The sequence below is a fragment of the Aliivibrio sp. 1S128 genome (genome assembly GCF_001691065.1).
In the GTDB taxonomy this organism is placed as follows: Bacteria; Pseudomonadota; Gammaproteobacteria; order Enterobacterales; family Vibrionaceae; genus Aliivibrio.
The window spans coordinates 254,434-274,385 of record NZ_MAJV01000025.1; the positions used below are offsets into that span (position 1 = coordinate 254,434).

Annotated in this window: 16 protein-coding genes; 5 read left to right on the forward strand and 11 right to left on the reverse strand. The window is 41.0% G+C overall.

What is annotated here, in order from left to right; all coding sequences use genetic code 11:
* Positions 1 to 109: 109 nt before the first annotated feature.
* A complete protein-coding gene (locus A6E03_RS05445; RefSeq protein ID WP_065600334.1) occupies positions 110 to 664 on the forward strand; it encodes a gluconokinase in 555 nt (184 codons plus the stop codon).
* Positions 661 to 2,457: a phosphogluconate dehydratase gene (edd, locus tag A6E03_RS05450; protein WP_065600335.1), complete on the forward strand. Its 1,797-nt coding sequence runs from the start codon at positions 661 to 663 to the stop codon at positions 2,455 to 2,457. Before A6E03_RS05445 ends, edd begins: the two co-directional genes overlap by 4 nt.
* Positions 2,458 to 2,512: 55 nt before the next feature.
* Here the strand turns inward: edd and A6E03_RS05455 are convergent, their stop codons facing one another.
* The 5 genes from A6E03_RS05455 to A6E03_RS05475 form a co-directional block, all read right to left on the reverse strand.
* Positions 2,513 to 3,520, reverse strand: a complete 1,008-nt coding sequence (locus A6E03_RS05455; RefSeq protein ID WP_065600336.1) for a substrate-binding domain-containing protein — start codon at positions 3,518 to 3,520, stop codon at positions 2,513 to 2,515.
* A 162-nt stretch (positions 3,521 to 3,682) separates the two neighbouring features.
* Complete coding sequence (locus A6E03_RS05460; RefSeq protein ID WP_065600337.1) at positions 3,683 to 4,933, reverse strand: alginate lyase family protein; 1,251 nt, start codon at positions 4,931 to 4,933, stop codon at positions 3,683 to 3,685.
* Between the two features lie 225 nt (positions 4,934 to 5,158).
* Positions 5,159 to 6,070 (reverse strand): YjjW family glycine radical enzyme activase, encoded by a 912-nt coding sequence (locus tag A6E03_RS05465; protein WP_065600338.1) that lies wholly within the window; start codon positions 6,068 to 6,070, stop codon positions 5,159 to 5,161.
* Between the two features lie 8 nt (positions 6,071 to 6,078).
* Positions 6,079 to 7,605 (reverse strand): YjjI family glycine radical enzyme, encoded by a 1,527-nt coding sequence (locus A6E03_RS05470; RefSeq protein WP_065600339.1) that lies wholly within the window; start codon positions 7,603 to 7,605, stop codon positions 6,079 to 6,081.
* A 98-nt stretch (positions 7,606 to 7,703) separates the two neighbouring features.
* Entirely contained in the window at positions 7,704 to 8,468 is a 765-nt protein-coding gene (locus A6E03_RS05475) for a helix-turn-helix domain-containing protein (protein ID WP_065591874.1), read from the reverse strand.
* Positions 8,469 to 8,566: 98 nt separating this feature from the next.
* On the opposite strand from A6E03_RS05475, the gene A6E03_RS05480 reads away from it, so the two are divergent.
* A complete protein-coding gene (locus A6E03_RS05480; protein ID WP_141677226.1) occupies positions 8,567 to 9,688 on the forward strand; it encodes a multidrug effflux MFS transporter in 1,122 nt (373 codons plus the stop codon).
* 60 nt (positions 9,689 to 9,748) lie between these two features.
* Here the strand turns inward: A6E03_RS05480 and A6E03_RS05485 are convergent, their stop codons facing one another.
* The 6 genes from A6E03_RS05485 to dsrO all read right to left on the reverse strand — a co-directional run bounded on the left by A6E03_RS05485 (position 9,749) and on the right by dsrO (position 17,304).
* A complete protein-coding gene (locus tag A6E03_RS05485; RefSeq protein WP_065600340.1) occupies positions 9,749 to 10,324 on the reverse strand; it encodes a hypothetical protein in 576 nt (191 codons plus the stop codon).
* Positions 10,325 to 10,498: 174 nt separating this feature from the next.
* Positions 10,499 to 11,533, reverse strand: a complete 1,035-nt coding sequence (locus tag A6E03_RS05490) for a c-type cytochrome (RefSeq protein WP_065600341.1) — start codon at positions 11,531 to 11,533, stop codon at positions 10,499 to 10,501.
* An 11-nt stretch (positions 11,534 to 11,544) separates the two neighbouring features.
* Positions 11,545 to 12,165 (reverse strand): c-type cytochrome, encoded by a 621-nt coding sequence (locus A6E03_RS05495; RefSeq protein ID WP_065591871.1) that lies wholly within the window; start codon positions 12,163 to 12,165, stop codon positions 11,545 to 11,547.
* 180 nt (positions 12,166 to 12,345) lie between these two features.
* Positions 12,346 to 15,450, reverse strand: coding sequence for a tetrathionate reductase subunit A (locus tag A6E03_RS05500; RefSeq protein WP_065600342.1), 3,105 nt, complete (start codon positions 15,448 to 15,450; stop codon positions 12,346 to 12,348).
* 10 nt (positions 15,451 to 15,460) lie between these two features.
* The gene (gene nrfD / locus A6E03_RS05505; RefSeq protein WP_065600343.1) at positions 15,461 to 16,531 is read right to left on the reverse strand and encodes an NrfD/PsrC family molybdoenzyme membrane anchor subunit; all 1,071 of its coding nucleotides are present in this window, start codon (positions 16,529 to 16,531) and stop codon (positions 15,461 to 15,463) included.
* Positions 16,528 to 17,304 (reverse strand): sulfate reduction electron transfer complex DsrMKJOP subunit DsrO, encoded by a 777-nt coding sequence (gene dsrO / locus A6E03_RS05510; protein ID WP_065591868.1) that lies wholly within the window; start codon positions 17,302 to 17,304, stop codon positions 16,528 to 16,530. Before dsrO ends, nrfD begins: the two co-directional genes overlap by 4 nt.
* 190 nt (positions 17,305 to 17,494) lie before the next feature.
* Between dsrO and A6E03_RS05515 the strand changes: the two genes are divergently transcribed.
* Positions 17,495 to 19,315: a sensor histidine kinase gene (locus A6E03_RS05515; RefSeq protein ID WP_255310586.1), complete on the forward strand. Its 1,821-nt coding sequence runs from the start codon at positions 17,495 to 17,497 to the stop codon at positions 19,313 to 19,315.
* A 15-nt stretch (positions 19,316 to 19,330) separates the two neighbouring features.
* Positions 19,331 to 19,930 (forward strand): response regulator transcription factor, encoded by a 600-nt coding sequence (locus A6E03_RS05520; RefSeq protein ID WP_065600344.1) that lies wholly within the window; start codon positions 19,331 to 19,333, stop codon positions 19,928 to 19,930.
* The last annotated feature ends 22 nt before the right edge of the window (positions 19,931 to 19,952 follow it).

Here is a 19,952-nt window from a genome sequence, read left to right on the forward strand (position 1 = left end):
AACCTCTAAGTTACGGGTAACATGTTACCAATAACATTTAGGAAATAAACTAAATTCTTCACGATGTTTGAAAAGTGAGATCTAGCTCAAAAAAACTTAGGGAGTAAAAATGTCAGGAAAAAGCATCATTATTATGGGTGTCTCAGGCTGTGGTAAAAGCACGATTGGTGAATTGCTGGCAACACGAATTTCAGCGAAATTTATCGATGGGGATGACTTACACCCAAAAGCGAATATTTTAAAAATGTCACGTGGTGAGCCATTGAGCGATGAAGATCGCTTGCCTTGGTTGGAGCGAGTACGTGATGCGGCATTTAGCATTGAAAGTAAAAACGAAACAGGTGTAATTGTTTGCTCATCATTGAAAAAAAGCTATCGCGATAAAATCCGAGAAGGGAATAAAAACGTCAGTTTTGTTTTTCTGGATGGAAGTATTGAACTTATCTTATACAGAATGTCTTTTCGCTCTGGTCATTTCATGAAAGAGAATATGGTGAAAAGTCAGTTTGATATTTTAGAGAGACCTGAGAGTGAAAAAAACGTTATTACCATAAATATTGATGCGACGCTGAATGACATTATTGAAAAAACAGTTTTAGAATTAGAAAGCCTTTCTCGCTTTAGCAACCTAGGTAATACACAACAAAATAAGGTAGTAGCATGACTCACTCAACCATCTTAGCGGTAACGAAACGAATCCAAGAACGAAGTGTTGATAGTCGTCAGGCTTTTTTGAATAAAATTGAAGAACAAGAAAAGGCGGGTAAAGGTCGAGCTCAAATGTCTTGTGGTAATTTAGCACATGCAGTTGCTTCTTCTTGTTCTAGTGAAAAGTCGACGATATTGAATTTAACACACGCAAACGTTGCGATTATTACTGCATACAACGACATGCTAAGTGCACATCAAACATATAAAGACTATCCTGATCAAATTAAATCAACACTAAATGAGCACGGTCATACCGCACAAATCGCGGGTGGCGTTCCTGCTATGTGCGATGGTGTAACTCAAGGTCAAGCAGGCATGGATATGTCTCTTTTCTCTCGTGATTTAATTGCTCAATCTACCGCGTTTTCGTTAAGCCATAATGTATTTGATGCGACATTACTGCTTGGGATTTGTGACAAGATAGCCCCAGGACAGTTAATGGGGGCACTAAGTTATGCTCATTTACCGACGGCATTTATTCCTGCAGGACCAATGTCTACTGGTATCACCAATGAAGAAAAAGTCGATGTTCGACAAAAATTTGTAGCGGGCAAAGTCGGGCAAGATGCGTTGCAGCAAATGGAATGTAATGCTTATCACTCTTCTGGAACTTGTACTTTTTATGGAACCGCAAATACAAATCAGCTTGTATTTGAAGCGATGGGGCTAATGTTGTCAGGTTCTGCTTTTGTTCATCCAGAATCGCCACTTCGTGCGGCATTAACTGATTATGCATCAGTACGTTTGGCATCAATGACTGCTGATACCCCATCGTATAGACCGTTAAAAAAAGTGTTTACAGAGAAGAGTTTAGTGAATGGCTTAATTGCATTATTAGCCTCTGGTGGCAGTACAAATCACAGCATTCATATGATTGCCATCGCTCGTGCAGCAGGTTTTATTTTAACGTGGGAAGATTTAAGCAACTTGTCTGATATTGTTCCACTTTTAGTGAAGGTTTATCCAAACGGGCCAGCTGATATTAATGAATTTCAAGTCGCTGGCGGTGTTCCTGCACTAATGAAGCGTCTGCATGAAAGTGAATTATTGCACACTGATGTGACTCCTGCTTTTGGTGATTTCAATCAACAGTTAATGACACCGACGTTAGTTGATGGGCAGCTCGAATGGATGGATGTCACGGGCAGTGCAAACCCTGCTGTGATTGCATCAAGTGGTACACAATTTCAATCTACTGGTGGAACAAAAGTGCTACACGGCAATTTAGGTAGCGCAGTGATTAAAGTGTCTGCTGTGGCAAAAGAATACCGATTTATAGAAGCGCCAGCGAAAGTATTTACTTCACAACATGATGTGGAGGCAGCGTACAAAAAAGGCCTGTTAAATCAAGATTGTATTATTGTCGTGACCCACAATGGACCCGCAGCGAATGGAATGCCTGAGCTACATAAGCTAATGCCTATTTTGGGAAATATTCAGAAAGACGGTTATAAAGTTGCCTTGGTTACTGATGGTCGATTATCTGGCGCGTCAGGCAAAATTCCAGCGGCTATCCATATTTCTCCTGAAGCCCTACGTGGTGGTGTGATTGGACTGATTCAAGAAGGAGATATTGTTCGTCTTGACAGTGAAAATGGAAAGTTAGATTTATTAACCTCGTATGATGGGCGTCAACCTATGGTCATTGATACGGAAAAAGAGCAGGTCACGTGGGGACGAGATATATTCAAAATTATGCGAGACAATGTTTCGAGTGCAGAAGAAGGCGCTTCATTCTTGTATTAATAGATTGGCTTAATATCTAAGGAGCAGGAATAAAGCGCAATAGAGAAAGCTGAAATTACAAGCTTTCTCCTTGTGTAATCGTAAAGCCCAGATCAAACACTTTTTGTTCTGGGCTTTTTCCTGCCAGAGAATCTAGCAGTAATTGTGCACTTTTCTCTCCAATAGCATATAAAGGCGTATCTACGCTGGTTAGTTTTGGTGACATTGCTTGGCCTATGTCTAATGAGTTATATCCAACGATACTAATTTGTTGTGGTACTGGGATTTTTCTTTCTTGGCAAGCCATGATTGTTCCGATAGCAATATCGTCATTAGTACAGAAGATCCCATCTACAGTAGGGTGTATGTTTAATGTTTGTTCAAGAAGTTTTTGACCTAAGGTAAAGCTTGAGTGAGCTTCGGTTAGGATGTGGATTGGCTCAAATCCAGCTTCTGTAATCGCTTTATCGTAACCATTCATACGTAGTTGTGTTCGGGTATCCAGTCGGGCACCAAAGTAGACGATGTGTTTTTTCCCTTTATTGAGCATAGATTTAATGACAGTATAAGCCGCTAATTCGTGATCTAATCCGACAGCAATATCAATTGGGTTTTCAGGTAACTCCATCGCTTCGATAATTGGTATGCCAGCGGTTTTTATCATTTGTAATGTACGCGGAGTATGCTCTGAACTGGTTAAAATAAGTCCATCTACCTGATAAGAAAGTAGGGCCGCTATCTTGTTTTCTTCAATATCTTTGCTGTAACTAAAGTGGGCAATTAAGGTTTCATAACCACAAGCATTGGTTACCGCTTCAATACCTTGTGTAAAATTAGCAAATACTTGGTTTGATAAAGAAGGTAGCAATACACCAATCGCTTTACTTGAGGCTTTTGAAAGCATTGCTGGGGCACGGTTTTGAATGTATCCAAGCTCTTCAACAACGGCTCTTATTTTGACTCGCGTTGGCTCTGCAACTGAACTAGGATCTCGCATATAGCGGCTGACCGTCATTTTGGTGATGCCGATTCTGTCTGCAATATCTTGTAAAGTTGGGCGTGATTTTCTAATCTCAGTAGTCATAATAAGCCTTAGTTAATGTTACAGTAACATTATAGCTGAGGCTTTCTTTATGAATCAATGCTTTGTTTGGGTAATAGATTATTGGCGTGATGATGAATTGTTTTTTAAACAAAAAAGGTTCTGCATAATTAGTGACAGAACCTATTTTGAATCGATTAACGCTTATTTAATATATTGAGGCATATAAAGTAAGAACTTCTTATATATTTCATCTTGATAAGCTTTTTTATTGTCATTTGTTTCTAAACCTTGTAATAGTTTAGTGAGTAGCTCTGATTGTTCTTTTGACCTGATTTTCTCTGGAATAGCAGCCAATAGTGGCGCAAGATTATCTGGCGTTACCCCTTCAACAGAAGAGTTATATATCCACTCGTTTCCATTCGCCGCAGGGATTAAGAAATCAATTCCTTTTATTAATGTGGCGTTGTTTTTACTCTCATACTCCCACATAGAAAGGCCTACTTTTTCTGCAATAATTGCAGTGCTAGTAATCGCTTCTAAGTTAAATGTACTATAAAAATAAGAACGTGTACGTTCAAGTTCATGAGGTTGAGCGCCCATTGAATCAAATTGCTGTGAGAATATAATCTCAGCGTTTTTAACGGCTTGCTTAGTTTGCTTTGTATCGCCTAAGTAATAAGAAACGGCAGCAACTTGATATTCATACCATGAGCCATGATTGTTGGTTTGCTTTGCGCCTTCTTTTCCAAGATCACTCGTGGTTAACCAAGCTAAATATTGTGTTAACCAAACATTCATTTTTGTATCGTCTTCTTCAGACCAATATTTAGAATCAGAGAACATTGTGATGGCATCTAAGACTCGTTGGGGGATGATACGACCATCTAAAATACCTGAGCGACGACCTTTATTGTTTCCCGGAACGCTTTGAGCGAACTCTAAATTAGGATTCATTAATGTGTTTTCATCTAAAAACCAAGTACGAATTAGACTGACGCCTTTCTTTGCATATTGATCCTCACCTGAAAAATAATAAGCGAGAGCTAGTGCTTGTATACTTTTAGTTGTTAATTCGATTCTTTGTTTATCGACATCGTTATTTTGAGTGCTTGGATTTGTTTGTCCATCTTTTCTAATCCATGGCAGTTCGTCTGATTTTGATTCATCGGGCCACCAATAGCGACTGATACTTAAATAGTCATGCTTATCACCTGTTGGAGGGGATATTTTTTTGTCCATGACAGTTGGATTTTGAAGTGTTAATAATGAATCTGCAAGTGTGAGTAATTGATTGTAAGCAAGTGTACTTTCTGCATGAGCCGTTTTATTGTTAAGTGCCTCTTTTGCGTTGCTTAATGATTCTTCGTCAAAGTTAACAAATGATTGGGCAAGAAGGTTTGCTGAAAATAAAACTGGACACAGGGTTACTAAGAGTTTTGTTTGGAGTTTCATTTAATATCCTTAAGTTAAATTCTTCGAAATAATCTTATTTTAATATTGTATTATTTAATGTGATTGGCTTCTAATTAGAGATTAAATGTTGCTCAATAGCAGGGTAGTTTTCTTAGCTATGGTAGAAGTTGGAATCGAGATCTAATTTATGCGAACTATATTATAAAAGAACAGCTTTAATTTTATCACCACCACTGAGGCTTTCTTTATGAATCAATGGTTTGTTTAGGTATAAACCGATGGGGTGATAACTGGTCGCCCCAATTTAGTAATTAACTTGGCCTCAAATTCTTCCATTTGTACTTTGCTGCATTTATCCCATGCCAAGGCTTCACCAATTACACCATGATGTTGAAAAGCATTTAAGCGGATAGTTACGTGCTCTGGCAGTGTTTTTAAATATTCACTAACAGCATCGATCTCACTCAATAAATCGGTTTTATTCGGAATATACAATAAACGAACTTCGTGTAATTTTCCGTATTGAGCCAATAAATTAATAGAGTGCAATACTCGGTGGTTTTCTCTGCCGACCAACCATAAATGTGTGTCATTTTGCCATGCTTTTAAATCAATCATTGTGCCATCAAGATAAGGTAAAACTTTGTTCCATCCTTGCTCTGATAAACTGCCATTGCTGTCAATAAAACAGGTAAGGTGACCTAATGATTCTTCTGATTTTATAGCTTTAAAGTATTCAATAATAAACGGCAATTGTAGAGTTGCTTCACCACCCGAAATAGTAACGCCACTTAAAAATGGAGCGTATTTTTTCGTGAGTTCGAGCAGCTTTTCTACCGAATATGTCGTTATTTTTGGATTTGATTTACTTGGACAGACATCAATGCATTTATCACATTGAGTACACAGCGCTTCATTCCAAATTACTTTTCTACTTGGTGAATCATCAAAGGTTAATGCCCCTGTCGGACAAGGCTCAACGCAATCACCACAATGATCACAGTGATTAATGGTATGAGGGTTATGACAAGTAATACAATCGTAATTACAGCCTTGTAGAAAGATCACAAGGCGGTTGCCAGGGCCATCAACACAAGAAAAGGTCAGCACTTTGCTGACCATTCCTGTTTTATCATAGTTGATGGTATCGCTGCTTAATGGGGAAGCGTTTACCATAATATGAACTATTCTGCGTACGTTGGGGTAATTTCTAGCGCGGCAACACGAGGTTTACGTTCTAAAATACCCGTATTTTTAGCCGCTTCAGCTCCTAAGAATGTCGTATTTGTACGAGAACCTTCATCGTCAAATTTTGCAATGTCAGACAGTTTGATCATGTAACCTGTAACTCGTACCAAATCGTTTGACGCAACGTTTGCTGTAAATTCACGGTAGCCAGATTGAAGCGCCCCTTTTGCTAAATTAAACATCGCTTCTGGGTTTGATTTAACGGTTTCATCAATCGTTAAAATATCACTGATACCTGACGTATAGTATTGATGATGCCCAGCAGTTGCTTGCACATAAGAGACTGGATCAGGTTCTGTGCCGTAAGGAATACGAACACCAGGAGTTACATCAAGATCTAAACTGATCCCACCTTGAGCATGAAGCAATGCTTTTTTGTGATAGCCGTATTTAACATCAGTTGCTGCCACAATTTCAGAAAGCTGTTTTGAAATGGCATGACCTAACAGATTTGCAACGTCATCATGACCGTATTTTGCATTAATACCGTCTCTTTCCAGCAAAATATTAACCGCTTCAGCCATACCGTAAATACCGAACATTGGTGCAAATCGGTCTTCATTAATTAGACCTTCTTTTGTTAGGAAGCCTTCAAAGAAGTTAGATTTTTCATGTAAGAACTCGCTGCGAGTGTCCATTAAACCAAACATTACTTTGCAGTAATATGGTAGAACGTTCTCAATAAAATCGGCTTTATTTTGTGCTTTTTTAGCCGCTTCTTTTAAGTTCATACGAACTAATGTGTTTGACCCACCAGCAAGCGGCAGAGAGTTGTAGCAACTAACAATACCAAAGCCTGTATTGTTATACGCTTTTGCGTGAACAGGGTAGTTAGCAATGTGCGGTTTGCTGCATTCACAAATGTTTGATGCCGCTTGGCGAAGTAAATCGTCTGGTGTAACGTCAGCATCATACATAAAGGTTAGATTAGGTGCGATTTGTTTTAATTCAGCATCAACACGCAAGATAGTACGGCAAATGATGTTATCTGTTGGACCAATATTTACATGCATAAATGCATCAGGAAGGGTGCGATCAAGCATGATCCAGAAACGTTTTAGTTTTTGGTAAATATCTTCATCACTAAGAGATCCAACAAAAGGCATAAGCACTGTATCAAGTTGGCCAAGGTAAACAGGGATAGAAGTAACCGAAGGAACGTGATGATAAATAATAGTCAGTAAATTTAATGCATCATCAAAGTCTTCAGCTGGGCTCAACTCTAGGAATTCAGAACCTTGAGTTAAAAACTTAGCATAATCTGGTAATACATAGCGTGGTTTAAATGGTGCATGACCTTCAAACATGTCACATAACACGCCATCTTTTAAAGCTTGTTGAGTTTCTGAGTCAATCTCCATATAAGGCAAGCTTGCTTCTGCCTCTAATGCTAAATACTGAGATTTTTGTTTTGGAGATAAGTTGGCATCGGTAATGATGCTATAGAAGCGTTCTTGACTCATGATAAAACCCTTTTAATTAGTATGGGTTTATTATGAGTTAAGAATATAATTTCAGTTAGTGAAATTAATTCAATGATACTTTTCTTTTTTGGAAATGCTTATTTCATGTAATGAGCTGGAGTTTCTCCTGTGTGTTGTTTAAAGAAATGAATAAACGCACTGTCACTAGAAAACTCTAATGCGTGGGCGACGGATGAAACACTCTTTTTTTCTGACAATTGTTCAATCGCAGTGAGCAGTCGCCATTGCTGACGCCACGCTTGGTAAGGCATCCCTGTTTCTTTAATGAATAATCTAGTAATGGTTTTGCTGCTTGCCCCAATATGCTTTGCCATTTCATTCAATGGTTGAGGTAACAGTGTTCCTTGTTTTACTTTTTCTAACCACAATGCTAATCGTTTATCTTTGGGTAAAGGCAGAGTGAGTTCATTCTTTTCTGCGTGAAAAAGTTCTTCGCAACATAATGCCAATGTGTTTTTTTGCTCTTCGCTGGGTTTATCCCAATCCCAAAAGGCCATTCGTTCAATCAATTCCTTTAATAATGGTGTGACACTAAAAATACTCAGTTCTGTTGGTAAATTATCGATAGCGCGAGGATCAAAATAAAGAGAACGATAGGCAACGACATTGGTCATGGTAGCGCAATGTTCAATCCCCGCAGGAATCCAAGCGACTTTGGTTGGCGGTAATACACAATGCAGCCCGTCGAGCGTAATACTCATGCAACCATGCGGGGCAAACAACAATTGTGCACGGTTGTGGATATGCATGCCTGAATCATGTCTGCCGACTTGGGCGGCAATACCAACAAAGGGATAAGGCATATCATCAACATAAAAAGGAGTGTTGTCATCGATCAGCATGGTTTGTCCTTATTTTGATGTTTATTGTTCTATTGTTGATATTTGAACACAAATGAAGTCCATATACTTCTCTTATTCCAATTTTAGAAGAGAAGTGTATGAATAAAAAACCTCACATGGGATTACTCATCATGCTATTGATGTTCCCTCAAATTGTTGAAACTATTTACAGCCCAGTATTACCTCACCTCGTCGATTATTTTGGCGTATCAATGGCAAGCGCCAGTCAAACCTTGTCTATTTATTTTATGGCTTTTGCTGTGGGTGTAGTTTTCTGGGGACGAGTCTCTGATGTGATTGGACGCCGCAAAGCGATGCTATGTGGTTTGCTGATTTATGCTATTGGTTGCCTGCTGGCCATTATTGCTGTTGATTTTAATATTGTGCTAATTGCACGCATTGTCTCGGCTTTTGGCGCGGCAGTTGGGTCTGTTATCGGCCAGACAATATTGCGTGATAGTTATGAAGGTAAGGAGTTAGGAAGAGTATTTTCAGTAGCGGTTGTTGCTGTATCTATTAGCCCTGTTGTGGGTTTAATGTTGGGTGGATTTATTGCTGAGTATTTCGGGCATTTGATTGTATTTAGCTTGTTATTTGTTATGGCTATTATGCTCTTAGCTGTGTCTGCAGTGTCATTGCCAGAAACAAAGCCTAGTCATCTTGAAACAGTTCGTTTTATGAGTATTTTTAAGGCAATGCTTAAAGATGGTGCTATTTGGAAAAGTGCGATTTTGGTTGCTTGCTTTAATGTCATGATGTTTAGCTACTACTCTTTAGCTCCATTTATGTTTAATCAGCTTGGATTAAGCTCAATGGAATTTGGTTACAGTGGTGTGGTGTTAGCTGTGGCTTCTATTTTTGGTAGCACATTGAATAAACGATTGTTAGAAAAAGAGTGGGGATCGCAACGATTAATTCAGATGGCAGTTGTGTTTAGCATGATTGGTTCGGCTCAGGTGTATTTGTATCAAGGTAGCCTTTGGTTTTTGCTCGGAATGGCAAGTGTGGTCGCTGGGTTTGGTATGGCTATTCCTAATATATTTAGCACGGCACTCGTTAGTTATAAACACCAAGTAGGAACCGCAGGCGCAGTATTAGGCCTGTTGTATTATTGCTTAATTGGCGGTGGATTGGGCCTTGCAGGTGTCGTTGGAGATTTAGGGTTAGTACTAATAGCAATGTCTTTATTGGCTGGAACCATCTTGATATCTAGAGAATAAAGGGGTTATGAATAAAAAGAGAGGTATTAATCGCCTCTCTTTTTTATTGATTTGGCTATGTTATTTTGCCAGTTCGTAGTTTTCTTTCATTTCTTCTGGTGCAATGCCGTATTCATAATCAGCAAGGTAACCGTCTTTGTAAACGGTCATTCCTTTATCGTCCCAGCTCACTTTAATGGTCGCCGTTTTACCATCTTCACTGCCCATCAGTGTTAGCATTTCATCATCAATCTTAACGGCTTTGATGGTTTTAATACGCTTAAATGACGCGAACTCTGTTGAGGTCGGAAGAATACCATAAGTGCCTTTCCATACATCTTGAGGTACTAACCATTCATTATAGACATCATCGACAACTGCGGTTGGCATTCTAGCGACAACAACCTCTTTGATCATCGTATTGCTTGTTTCTAGGTGGTAACCGCCTTTGCCATCAGAAACGTACGTTGGAAACTCTTTTCCTAGTTCGGCTTCTTTTGGTAATCGACCTAGCGTTGGTGAGCTTTTTACAAACAGCTGAGCAGATTCAAATTTCGTCATGATCTCTGGGATCTTTTGAAATTCAACAGGGGCAGAAAAAGCAGAAAAAGAAGCAAAGAGAGCAGAAATAACTAATGTGTTAACGCTGAATTTCATTATGGACTCAATTATCAATAAGGTTGATGTTTGCGGCAATATAGCGTATTCGGTGTTAATTAACAGAGAGCTTGTTAACAAAATCACAATAAAAGCCCTTATTACTGAAGTAATAAGGGCTTTGTTTATTTAGCCAATAGACGTTGCTATTTTTATGTTAATTAGGTCGTGTTACTAATATGAATGTTCGCCTAATACTTTTCCGTTTACGGTCTTACCGTAGTAGCCTTGGTGGTTATGGTACTTTTCTTGGTTTGCTTTTAAATCCCCTTTGTAACGAGGATCTTGAGGGCGTTCATGACTGTTCATGAAGGCAGCAACATCCCATGCTTCTTGTTTGGTGATCTGAATACTTTTTCCAAGTGGCATGTTTTCATAGATAAAGAAGGCGGCAGTATTTACACGGTGCATGCCTGCGCCCCAGTTAAATGAGTCTTTACCCCATAGTGGTGGGAAAGATTGCACGCCGTGATCTCTAATGCCTTCGCCATTAGCACCATGACAGCTTGCACACGTAGTGTTGTAAACAATCTCGCCACGCTCAATAGAAGGCGCTTGCTCTGGTTTGTCTAGTTTTGGGAAACTACGACCAGCTAATTTACCTCGTTTTCCTGCGGGTAAATCTTTCATCATTTCAGCAGGTAAGATGAATGTTTCATCATTACCACCAAGCTGAACTGCGGTATCGGATAATTCAGGGATAGGGGTATCTTGCATTCCATATTTGTCTAATAACCCCCCCATGGCTAACCAGTAGGAATACGCACTTAATGCGACTAATTCAGGTGAGTCTGTTGGCGGAGCGGTCCCGTTCATGGAATAAGTGAAACAGCCTTGAATACGTTCAGCGTAGGTGTTTACTTTGTCATTTTTCGAGCGGTAAGCAGGGTAGGCCATGAATGCTCCCCAAAGAGGGGCCGAATCGGCTTTCATCCCGGCTTGCATATGGCAGTTTACGCAATTCTGTTGGTTATTAACGTATTTGCCTTGCAAGGTTTGCGTGTTTACAAATAGAGAATAACCTTGTTTAACTTTGTCACCAAAAGGGGTGTTCGGAATTGTACTGAAATCACGTGGGACTAAGTGATCAGACTTTTCTGTTTTTGGATGGGCCGGTAATTCAGCTTGTTTGTCTGGTAAATCGGTATTTGCTAAAACGTTATTTGATAATAACGTTGCAGCTGCCAGAGTGATTAGGTATTTTTTCATTGTCATCATCCTTATTTCACGTTGGCAAAGTATTGAGATAATTGCGAGATCTCAGTATCTGTGAGTTGTCGTGCGATACTGCCCATCACGTCATTGTGATCACCTGAGCGAGTTTTGTTTTTCCATGCTTTTAATTGTTCTTCCAGATAATCAGGATGTTGATTTGCTAAGCGAGGAAAATCTTGTACCCCAATGCCACTGGCACCGTGACAAGTAGAGCAGGCTGGAATATTACGATTCCAATCGCCTTGGTAAACGAGCTTACGAGCAGGGTCTTCGATAATGGCATGGTCGCCGCGGTGTTCTGGATTTTTAATTTCAGGAGCAGACAAAGAAGCGAAGTAATTAATGGCTTCGGCTTTCTTTTTTGGATCAGAAATGAGGCTAGCCATTGGTGTCATCAGAGGGTCGCTACGCTCGCCTGCAATGAATAAATCGATTTGACGAGTAAGGTATTCCGCGTTTTTCCCTGCAATCATAGGGGCCATGTTGGGTAAGCCCATGCCGGTGGGCATATGGCAACTGGTACATACGGTTGCTGCGGGTGGTATTGGTGCTGCAAAGGCTGAGCTGATGGATAGAAGCAAAACCCCTAACCCCATGCTGCCTTGAACTATTCTGGTTAATGACATATTTGCTCCACAAAAATCACTTTATTTTTTAGGGATATTTTCTTTTTATTATCAATATTATTTATAGTCTTGGGTATTGTGGTTTTCCACATTTATTATGCAGCGTGTGATATGAAAGGACTTATTGTTTTCATAGGATGGAAGAATGACTGGTGCGCAGAGCACACCAGTCATCTCAATTTAGGCGAATTGCTCGCTTAAACTGATTTTAGCAGGGAGTGCTTGTCTTGCTGCTGCGCCAACCACCCAATCAAGCAAAACGCCTTTGCCTTCACGAGTAGGGTCTATCAAGCCAATGTCATTAATATTTACGCCATCGTTTGATTTCATTTTCACGGGTTGCTGAGTATCGCCAATCCAATGGGCGCGTTCACCTAGCTCTGTATGACCAAAGCCATGTTCAAAGCCTAATGTGCCACGTTGAATACCATCAACTAACATCGCCAACGCTTTGGTTGAGCTGCTTGGCGTTGTTATTGTGAATACATCACCGGTTTTAACGCCGAGTTTTTTTGCGTCTGTCGGATGAATATAAACAGGGTTTACGCCTTTAATTGAATTCAAGCGAGGAGATAAGTTAGACACCGCGCTGTGAATGTTCGATTTAAAGTTAGTTAACGTAAATGGCCATTCTGATTTTGGGTATTTATCACTTAACGGTGTGCCATCAGCGAGCTTTTGTGGATACCACGTAGGGCAACCACTGTATTGCTCACCTGTCATGGTGTTGCGAGAGGTGCCGAGTGTCTCATTCCAAATCGCTAATGGTTTTTTCCATTTGTATTTCATTTCATCGTTTTTGTACGCTTCTGTGGCGTCTTCAAAACGCCCACCACGAGCGAAAATATAGGCTACTTTGCCTAATTCTTCTGGCGATAAAACTCGTTGCATGTCTGGTAGTAATCGTTCTAACCCTGACAATACCATGTCTTCTGCGGTGGCGGTTGGTACGCCATTAGCCACATAAGCAAGGTTAGCGGCTGAGCGTAAATAGAAATCTTCCGCACAATGAATGGCATGCCAGTTGCCGTTTGCATCTGAAATCGCGTTATCCCCAAAGCCACCAAGCCCCATTTGTTTTGCGATATCAATAACGAAGTTTTCAAGATTGATAGTGCGACCATCAGCCGTTTTTTCGGTTAATGGTTTAACAATAGGCCAGCGAGCTGTGACGGCTTTTGTTGGAACTCCATGCCACGGTGTTGCCATTCCCCAGCTTTCATAAGTCACGGTGTCGGGTACTAAATAATCAGATAGAGCGGTGGTTTCGTTAATGAACGCATCAACAGAGACAATCAATCCTAATTGTTTTGGATCTTTGATTTTATCGCTTAATAAATTATCTAACCCAGGAACGCCATAAAGCGGGTTTGCCATGTGGTTTATCCACACTTTTGCACGGTATGGATAACCATCAATCGCCGCCGATAAATGTTCAGTTAGTAATGGCGAAGAAATAGGGTACCAAGGTGAGCGAGTTGGGTAAGGCGATTGACCTGCCGCCATTTTACGTTTGTATTCACTGGTTTTCTGGTATGGGAATTTACTGCGAGATAAGAAAACACCTTGTGGTTTCACTTTGCCTGAGAATGTCGCAAAGTTATAACGTGGGCCTTCCGCCGACGTAGGATAACCGCCTGCTTTTGCCATCGTCCCGCCTTTTAAGTTGATGTTACCGATAAGGGCATTCAACATCAAAATAGTGTAAGCGTTATAAAAGCCATTACTGTGCATGTTACCGCCGTGGGTATCGACAACCGCTTTGGTTCCATGACTGGTAAATTTGGTGGCTAATGCAATGATCTCATCTTCTGAGATCCCACATTGCTCACTGTAGAACGCCAAGTCATATTTAAACGCTTCTTCTTTTAAGCGTTGTAATGATGACTTAACGGTGACGGTGCCAGTGATGGTTTCTACTTGTTGGCTTACAAATAACATCGCTGGTTGGTTCTGTGTATTGATGGCTAACTGCTTCGTTTCTGCATCAATAATTACATAAGGATCACTGTCAGATAGCGCTTCGCCTTCATACGCTAATCCCATTTCAGACGCACGTAAGAACGCGCCATTTCTAGGGTGAGATTCATCGCTAATAACAAGGTGAGTAGCATTACACCAATGAGCAGTGCCTGCACTTTTCATTGCATTTACACTTGGTTGCGCTAAGAAGGTGTGATTGTAACGCTCGTTAGTGATGATCCATTGGATCATACCGAGTATTAAAGCGGAATCCGTGCCAGAGTTAATTGGCATCCAACGGTTGTTATCGCCCGCCGCTAGGCTTGATGAACCAGCCGGTAAGCTTGGTGTGATAATCGTGTATTCAAAATTACCACGAATACGAGCAGCGGCCAATTGACGAGCCTGACGTTTAAATGGATTACCGGCTTGGGCTGGTGACATACCAATAAAGATTGCAAATTCGGTGTGTTCTAAATCCGGTTTTACGTGAGCGAACTTGTCGAGATCATTCATTAATGCGCCAGAGCCTGCGCGGAAAGCATAACCACAATATGCACCATGATGACCAAAGTTACGTGTGCCATAACTGTTAAAAGCAAAGCGTTTTAAAATATCATCACGACCTTCGTTACCTGCGTTGGTCACTAACAGTTGATTGGCCTTTGGGCCGTATTCTGGGTTATTAGGATCTACGGGGGTTTTTAGATCGCGAATGGCACGTAACCCTTCGACATGACCTTCACCAAATAAATCGCCCCCTTCAATCACTTCTTCAAGTAATTGTTCATAGCTGATGGGTACCCATTTTCCTTCGCCACGTTTACCGACACGTTTTAATGGTTGAGTAATACGATACGGACTGTTGCGAATTTCCATCATGCCATTACCACGGGCACACGCCGTTGAACGACCTGCAATGCCCGTTTCTCCGGCTAAGCCAATGTACGCGTCTTTTACCGATGTATTGAATGGGATTTGCTGCTCGTGTGATAACGGATGATACGGATTGCCAGAGATACGTAAGATCTTATCGCTGTCATTATCAATACGAACGCGTAGGCCACATAATGTCCAACAACCAAAACACATTGAAGGGGCAACACGTTGCTTTGGATTCGGGATAAATTTCCCTTCTTCTGTCACCGTGTATTCTGGTTCTAATGAATTACCATGATGAATGTGGTTGGTTTTCTTACCTGCGGTGCCTTCAATCACCCCATGAGCCATGTGTTTCGCTGTTGTTGCATAGCCTGCTGCAAAAGCACCAACACCACCAACAGCAAGGCCTGATTTTAAAAACTGACGACGTTTGTTATCCATGTTCAATTCCTTACTTGGTTGATTTTGTTGTGTTGATGAGTTCAGATGCCGCAAGCGCTAATGCCATCCATAAGCCAAACATACCAATAATGCCCAGTAGCCCAGAGCCGCCCAGTGGCAGTTCGTATGGGTAAGCACCCACATCAAATTTTGGTATGGTTTGCACATCCATCATGGTGACCCAACGTAAATAAAAGCTCGCACACAAGGTCGTTAATGCAATCACCGCGAAACTCAGTCGATGCAGTTTTTTGATGTTTTGAGCCACAATAAAACAAAGGACAAAGCTTATGCTGACAATGCTTAATCGAGTGATCCAATCGCTATTTTCGTACAATGAAAAGTACGGATTATTTGAAGCCCAAAGCGGCATGAGAATAAAAGCGAGCAGTGAGCTTAATGTCATCACGCGTTTGATGAGAGATAAGTCCCCACTTTTAATTATTTCGTTATTCTCAGAAGGGAACAGCCACAATAAAATTGCAGAGAAACCAATCGCACCTAAGAAAGCGGTGATAAACCAAAGCAGAGGAGAAGCGGCTTGATTCCATAATGGACGGCTTTCTACAATCGCAATCTCAGCGCCTGTATAAAGCGCGATGCTTAACCCAGATAAAACCGTGATCGCTGCGACGATTTTCATTTGTACGGTACTTATTTTCCAATCACCTAGTGTTAGTAAGCCCACTAATTTTGCGATTGAATTGGTGCTGTTTTTCAATTGGGCAATATCATCACGTAAATAGAGCCATGCTGTGAGTACCGCTAGCCCTGAGAAAAGAGGCAAGAATAACGATCCAAGAGACATCCAAGACCAAGGCGTAAGATGGAAAAAGAAATGCCAAGCGCGACCTGGTTGATGCAAATCACCGGTTAACGCTAACGGACCAACAATCGCGCCAATCGCAAGGGTTAATACCAATGCCGAGCGCATTTTATGGCTTGTGAATTGTTGAAATACCAAGCTCAGAAAAAACAAAATAGCAGCAGCGTAAGCAGAACCTATGTATAAGAAGTACTGCACGGCCCACGGAAGCCACGCGGTTGCTTGTGGTTGAATCAAAACTTCAGTGATGTTCATGCGTTTTCTCCTTTTGGATCATAAATCGCGGCTTTGCCTTCAATGTGAGACGTAAAGCGCTCGTCCATGCCGATATAAAACACATGGGGTTGTGTTTCTTCTTCCGGTTTTAGTACTTTTATGTCCGCTTGGTTTTCTGCCATTAAGCGTACAATTTCACTGCTTGGATCATTCAAATCACCAATCACACGCGCGCCACCTACACAGGTTTCGACACAAGCGGGCAATAAACCTTTTTCTAAGCGATGAGCACAGAAGGTGCATTTGTCAGCGGTTAAGGTCTCTTCATTAATGAAACGGGCATCGTAAGGACAAGCTTGAACACAATAAGCACAGGCTACGCAGCGTTCGTTATCCACCATGACAATGCCATCTTCACGTTGGAAGGTCGCTTGAACTGGACACACCTTAACGCAAGGGGGATTTTCACAGTGGTTACACAAACGCGGTAACATGAATGATTTGACGTTTTGAACTTCAGTATCGCCATTATCTAGCGTGACTTCGTATTGTTTTACGGTTGTTCTAAACTGCCCAATAGGTGCTTGGTTTTCGATGGAACAACCTACGGTACAGGCTTGGCAGCCAACACATTTTCGTAAATCAACAACCATTGCGTAACGCTTACCCACCATGCCTTTGCGGTCTGGTTGGTTATTATTACGGATAATGGTATTGGCTGATAATGTGCCTGCGCCAGCGACAGGAATAATCGCAGCGCCAGCGGTAAGGCTGCCAAGACGACTGAGAAATCGACGTTTGGTATTGTCCATAAAACACCTTTTTGGTTAGGAGTTAGAGTGCATTGCATAATATGAACGGATTATTAAGAATTAAGTCAGTGTCGCCTATTGTGGTTTTCCACATAGCGTAAGGAGAGTTGATCTAAAACAAGAAAAAGAGTTGGGAAATAAACAGAAGTTGTTATTCTTGGCAAGTATTTCAAATAAGAGCGAAAAGATAATGATCAATGGATGGCAAGTACCGGGTCGTAAAATCAGTCTATCGCTGTGGGTAGGGTGCGTGTGTTTGTTGTTATCTCATGCGGTCTTTGCTCAAGCGCAAGCCGTTGATGTCGGTGTATTAGCTACCCGTGGTGGGGCTGAAGCTCAAAATCGTTGGCAACCGACGATGGATTGGCTGAGTGAACGCGTTCCGAATACTCATTTTGTTTTGCATCCTTTTACGCTTCAACAAATGGAACAAGCGGTCGAGAATCAAACCGTTGATTTTGTTATCACTAATCCCGGTCAGGCCGTACGATTGGGCAGACAATACCCACTCTCTTGGCTTGCTACATTAAGCAGTGCGAACACTACTCGTAAAAATGGAACAACTCACGCAATTGGCTCGGCATTAGTGGTTCGTAGCGATTCATCATTTATGACTATTGAATCATTAAGTGGACACTCCTTAACTGCGGTGGATGAAAATGCTTTTGGAGGTTATCTGACGCTACGATTTGAGATTAATAAACTCGGATTAAGTCAATCAGCGTACTTTTCAGATACGCAATTTTTAGGATTTCCGTTAGATGCCTTAATTTATCAATTACGTGATAAACATATTGAGGGGGCGATTGTACCCGTGTGTTTAATTGAGAGAATGAACAAAGAGGGATTGATAGACGTCTCTAATTATCGAGTGATCAATAATATCGCACCAGACGATTTTTCTTGCGCCACCTCAACGCCGCTCTACCCAAACTGGTCATTTGCTAAAACAGGGAAAGGAAATGAACGATTAGCCAAACCGATCACGAGAGCGTTATTATCATTATCCAGTCATGAGTCTGCTGCGCTTGCTGCTAATTCGTTGGGTTGGACATCACCCATTAGTCAGCTCTCAGTTGATCAATTGTATCAAGGCTTGGATATGCATCCATTGCAAAAGCCGTGGTGGCAAGAAGCCGTATCGTGGCTAAAGCAGAATCAACAATGGGGATGGATGCTATTTATTCTAGTTATTTCACTTAATGGTTATCATTTTCTGTTGGAATATCGATTCAGCCGCAGTAAACGCGAGCTAGAAAATACACTTCATAGCTTAAAAGAGAAAAATTCGATGCTAGAACACGCTCAACGAGTGAGTATTGTTGGAGAGCTAGGAAGTAGCTTGGCGCATGAAATTAATCAGCCATTAGCTGCAATCCGTAATTATAGCCAAGGGGGATTGTTACGCCTTAAAAAAGGACTGCCAGCGCAAGAATTAATTCCCGTTTTAGAGAAAATAGAGCAGCAAGTCATTCGCGCTGATAGCATTGTGCAGCGGTTACGTAAACTGATTAATAAGCGCCAAATGGCCAAAACAGAATGTGATATTAATGGCATCATTAGCGATACCTTAGCGTTATTAGAGTACGACTTTCAAAAGAAACAAATTCATCTCACGCGAGATAATGCGATTGAACCATGTCTTTTGTGGGGAGATGCCGTCGGTATACAACAGGTACTGCTTAATGTACTTAATAATGCCGCTGATGCTTGTATGCAACGCGAAGAACAAGAAGGCAGTGTTATCCATCATATTCATATTGGAACAGAATGTGATGATTCTAATATCGAGATCACAATACAAGATAATGGAATAGGGTTTGAGGACGATAGCGAACAGTTATCTAAAGCATTCTTTACCACGAAAGAAAATGGATTAGGATTAGGACTTGCGATTTGTCGTGATGTGATTGAAGCGCATCAAGGGCAATTTTTATTGGAACCCGCATCACCACAAGGGTGCTGTGTCACAGTAATATTGCCACGATTAAGTACACTCGTTATTAAATAAAAAAATGGGAAGATAATGTCTGAATTAGTAGTACCAGTGTATGTTGTCGATGACGATGAGTCTGTACGTGATTCATTAACTTTCATGTTAGAAGGATATGATTTTACAGTTGTTTCTTTTAACGATGGACAAGGTTTTATTGATAATGTGGATATAATGAAGCCGGGTTGTGTGGTGCTTGATAGTCGTATGCCTATTCTTCGCGGCCAAGAAGTGCATGCAGTACTTAACCAACAGCAAAGTCCATTATCTGTTATATTTTTAACCGGACACGGTGACGTACCAATGGCGGTGGATGCTCTAAAGTTAGGGGCGGTGGATTTCTTTCAAAAACCCGTCGATGGCGAGCAATTAGCGTTAGCTATTCATAAAGCAATGACGGCCTCTTTAAGTCTTTATGATAAACAAAACTGTAAAAAAGTGCTGGATTCATTGACCGAAAGAGAATCTGAGATTTTGCATTTAATTGTAGCAGGAAAACGAAACCAACAGATTGCAGCAGAGTTATTTGTTGCGGTTCGTACGGTAGAAGTACATCGTTCTAGTTTAATGAAGAAACTGAATGCCGAGACGGTTGCGGATCTCGTTATGACGTATGCAAAAATACATGTATAACCAGATATTAGTGGTATGACCA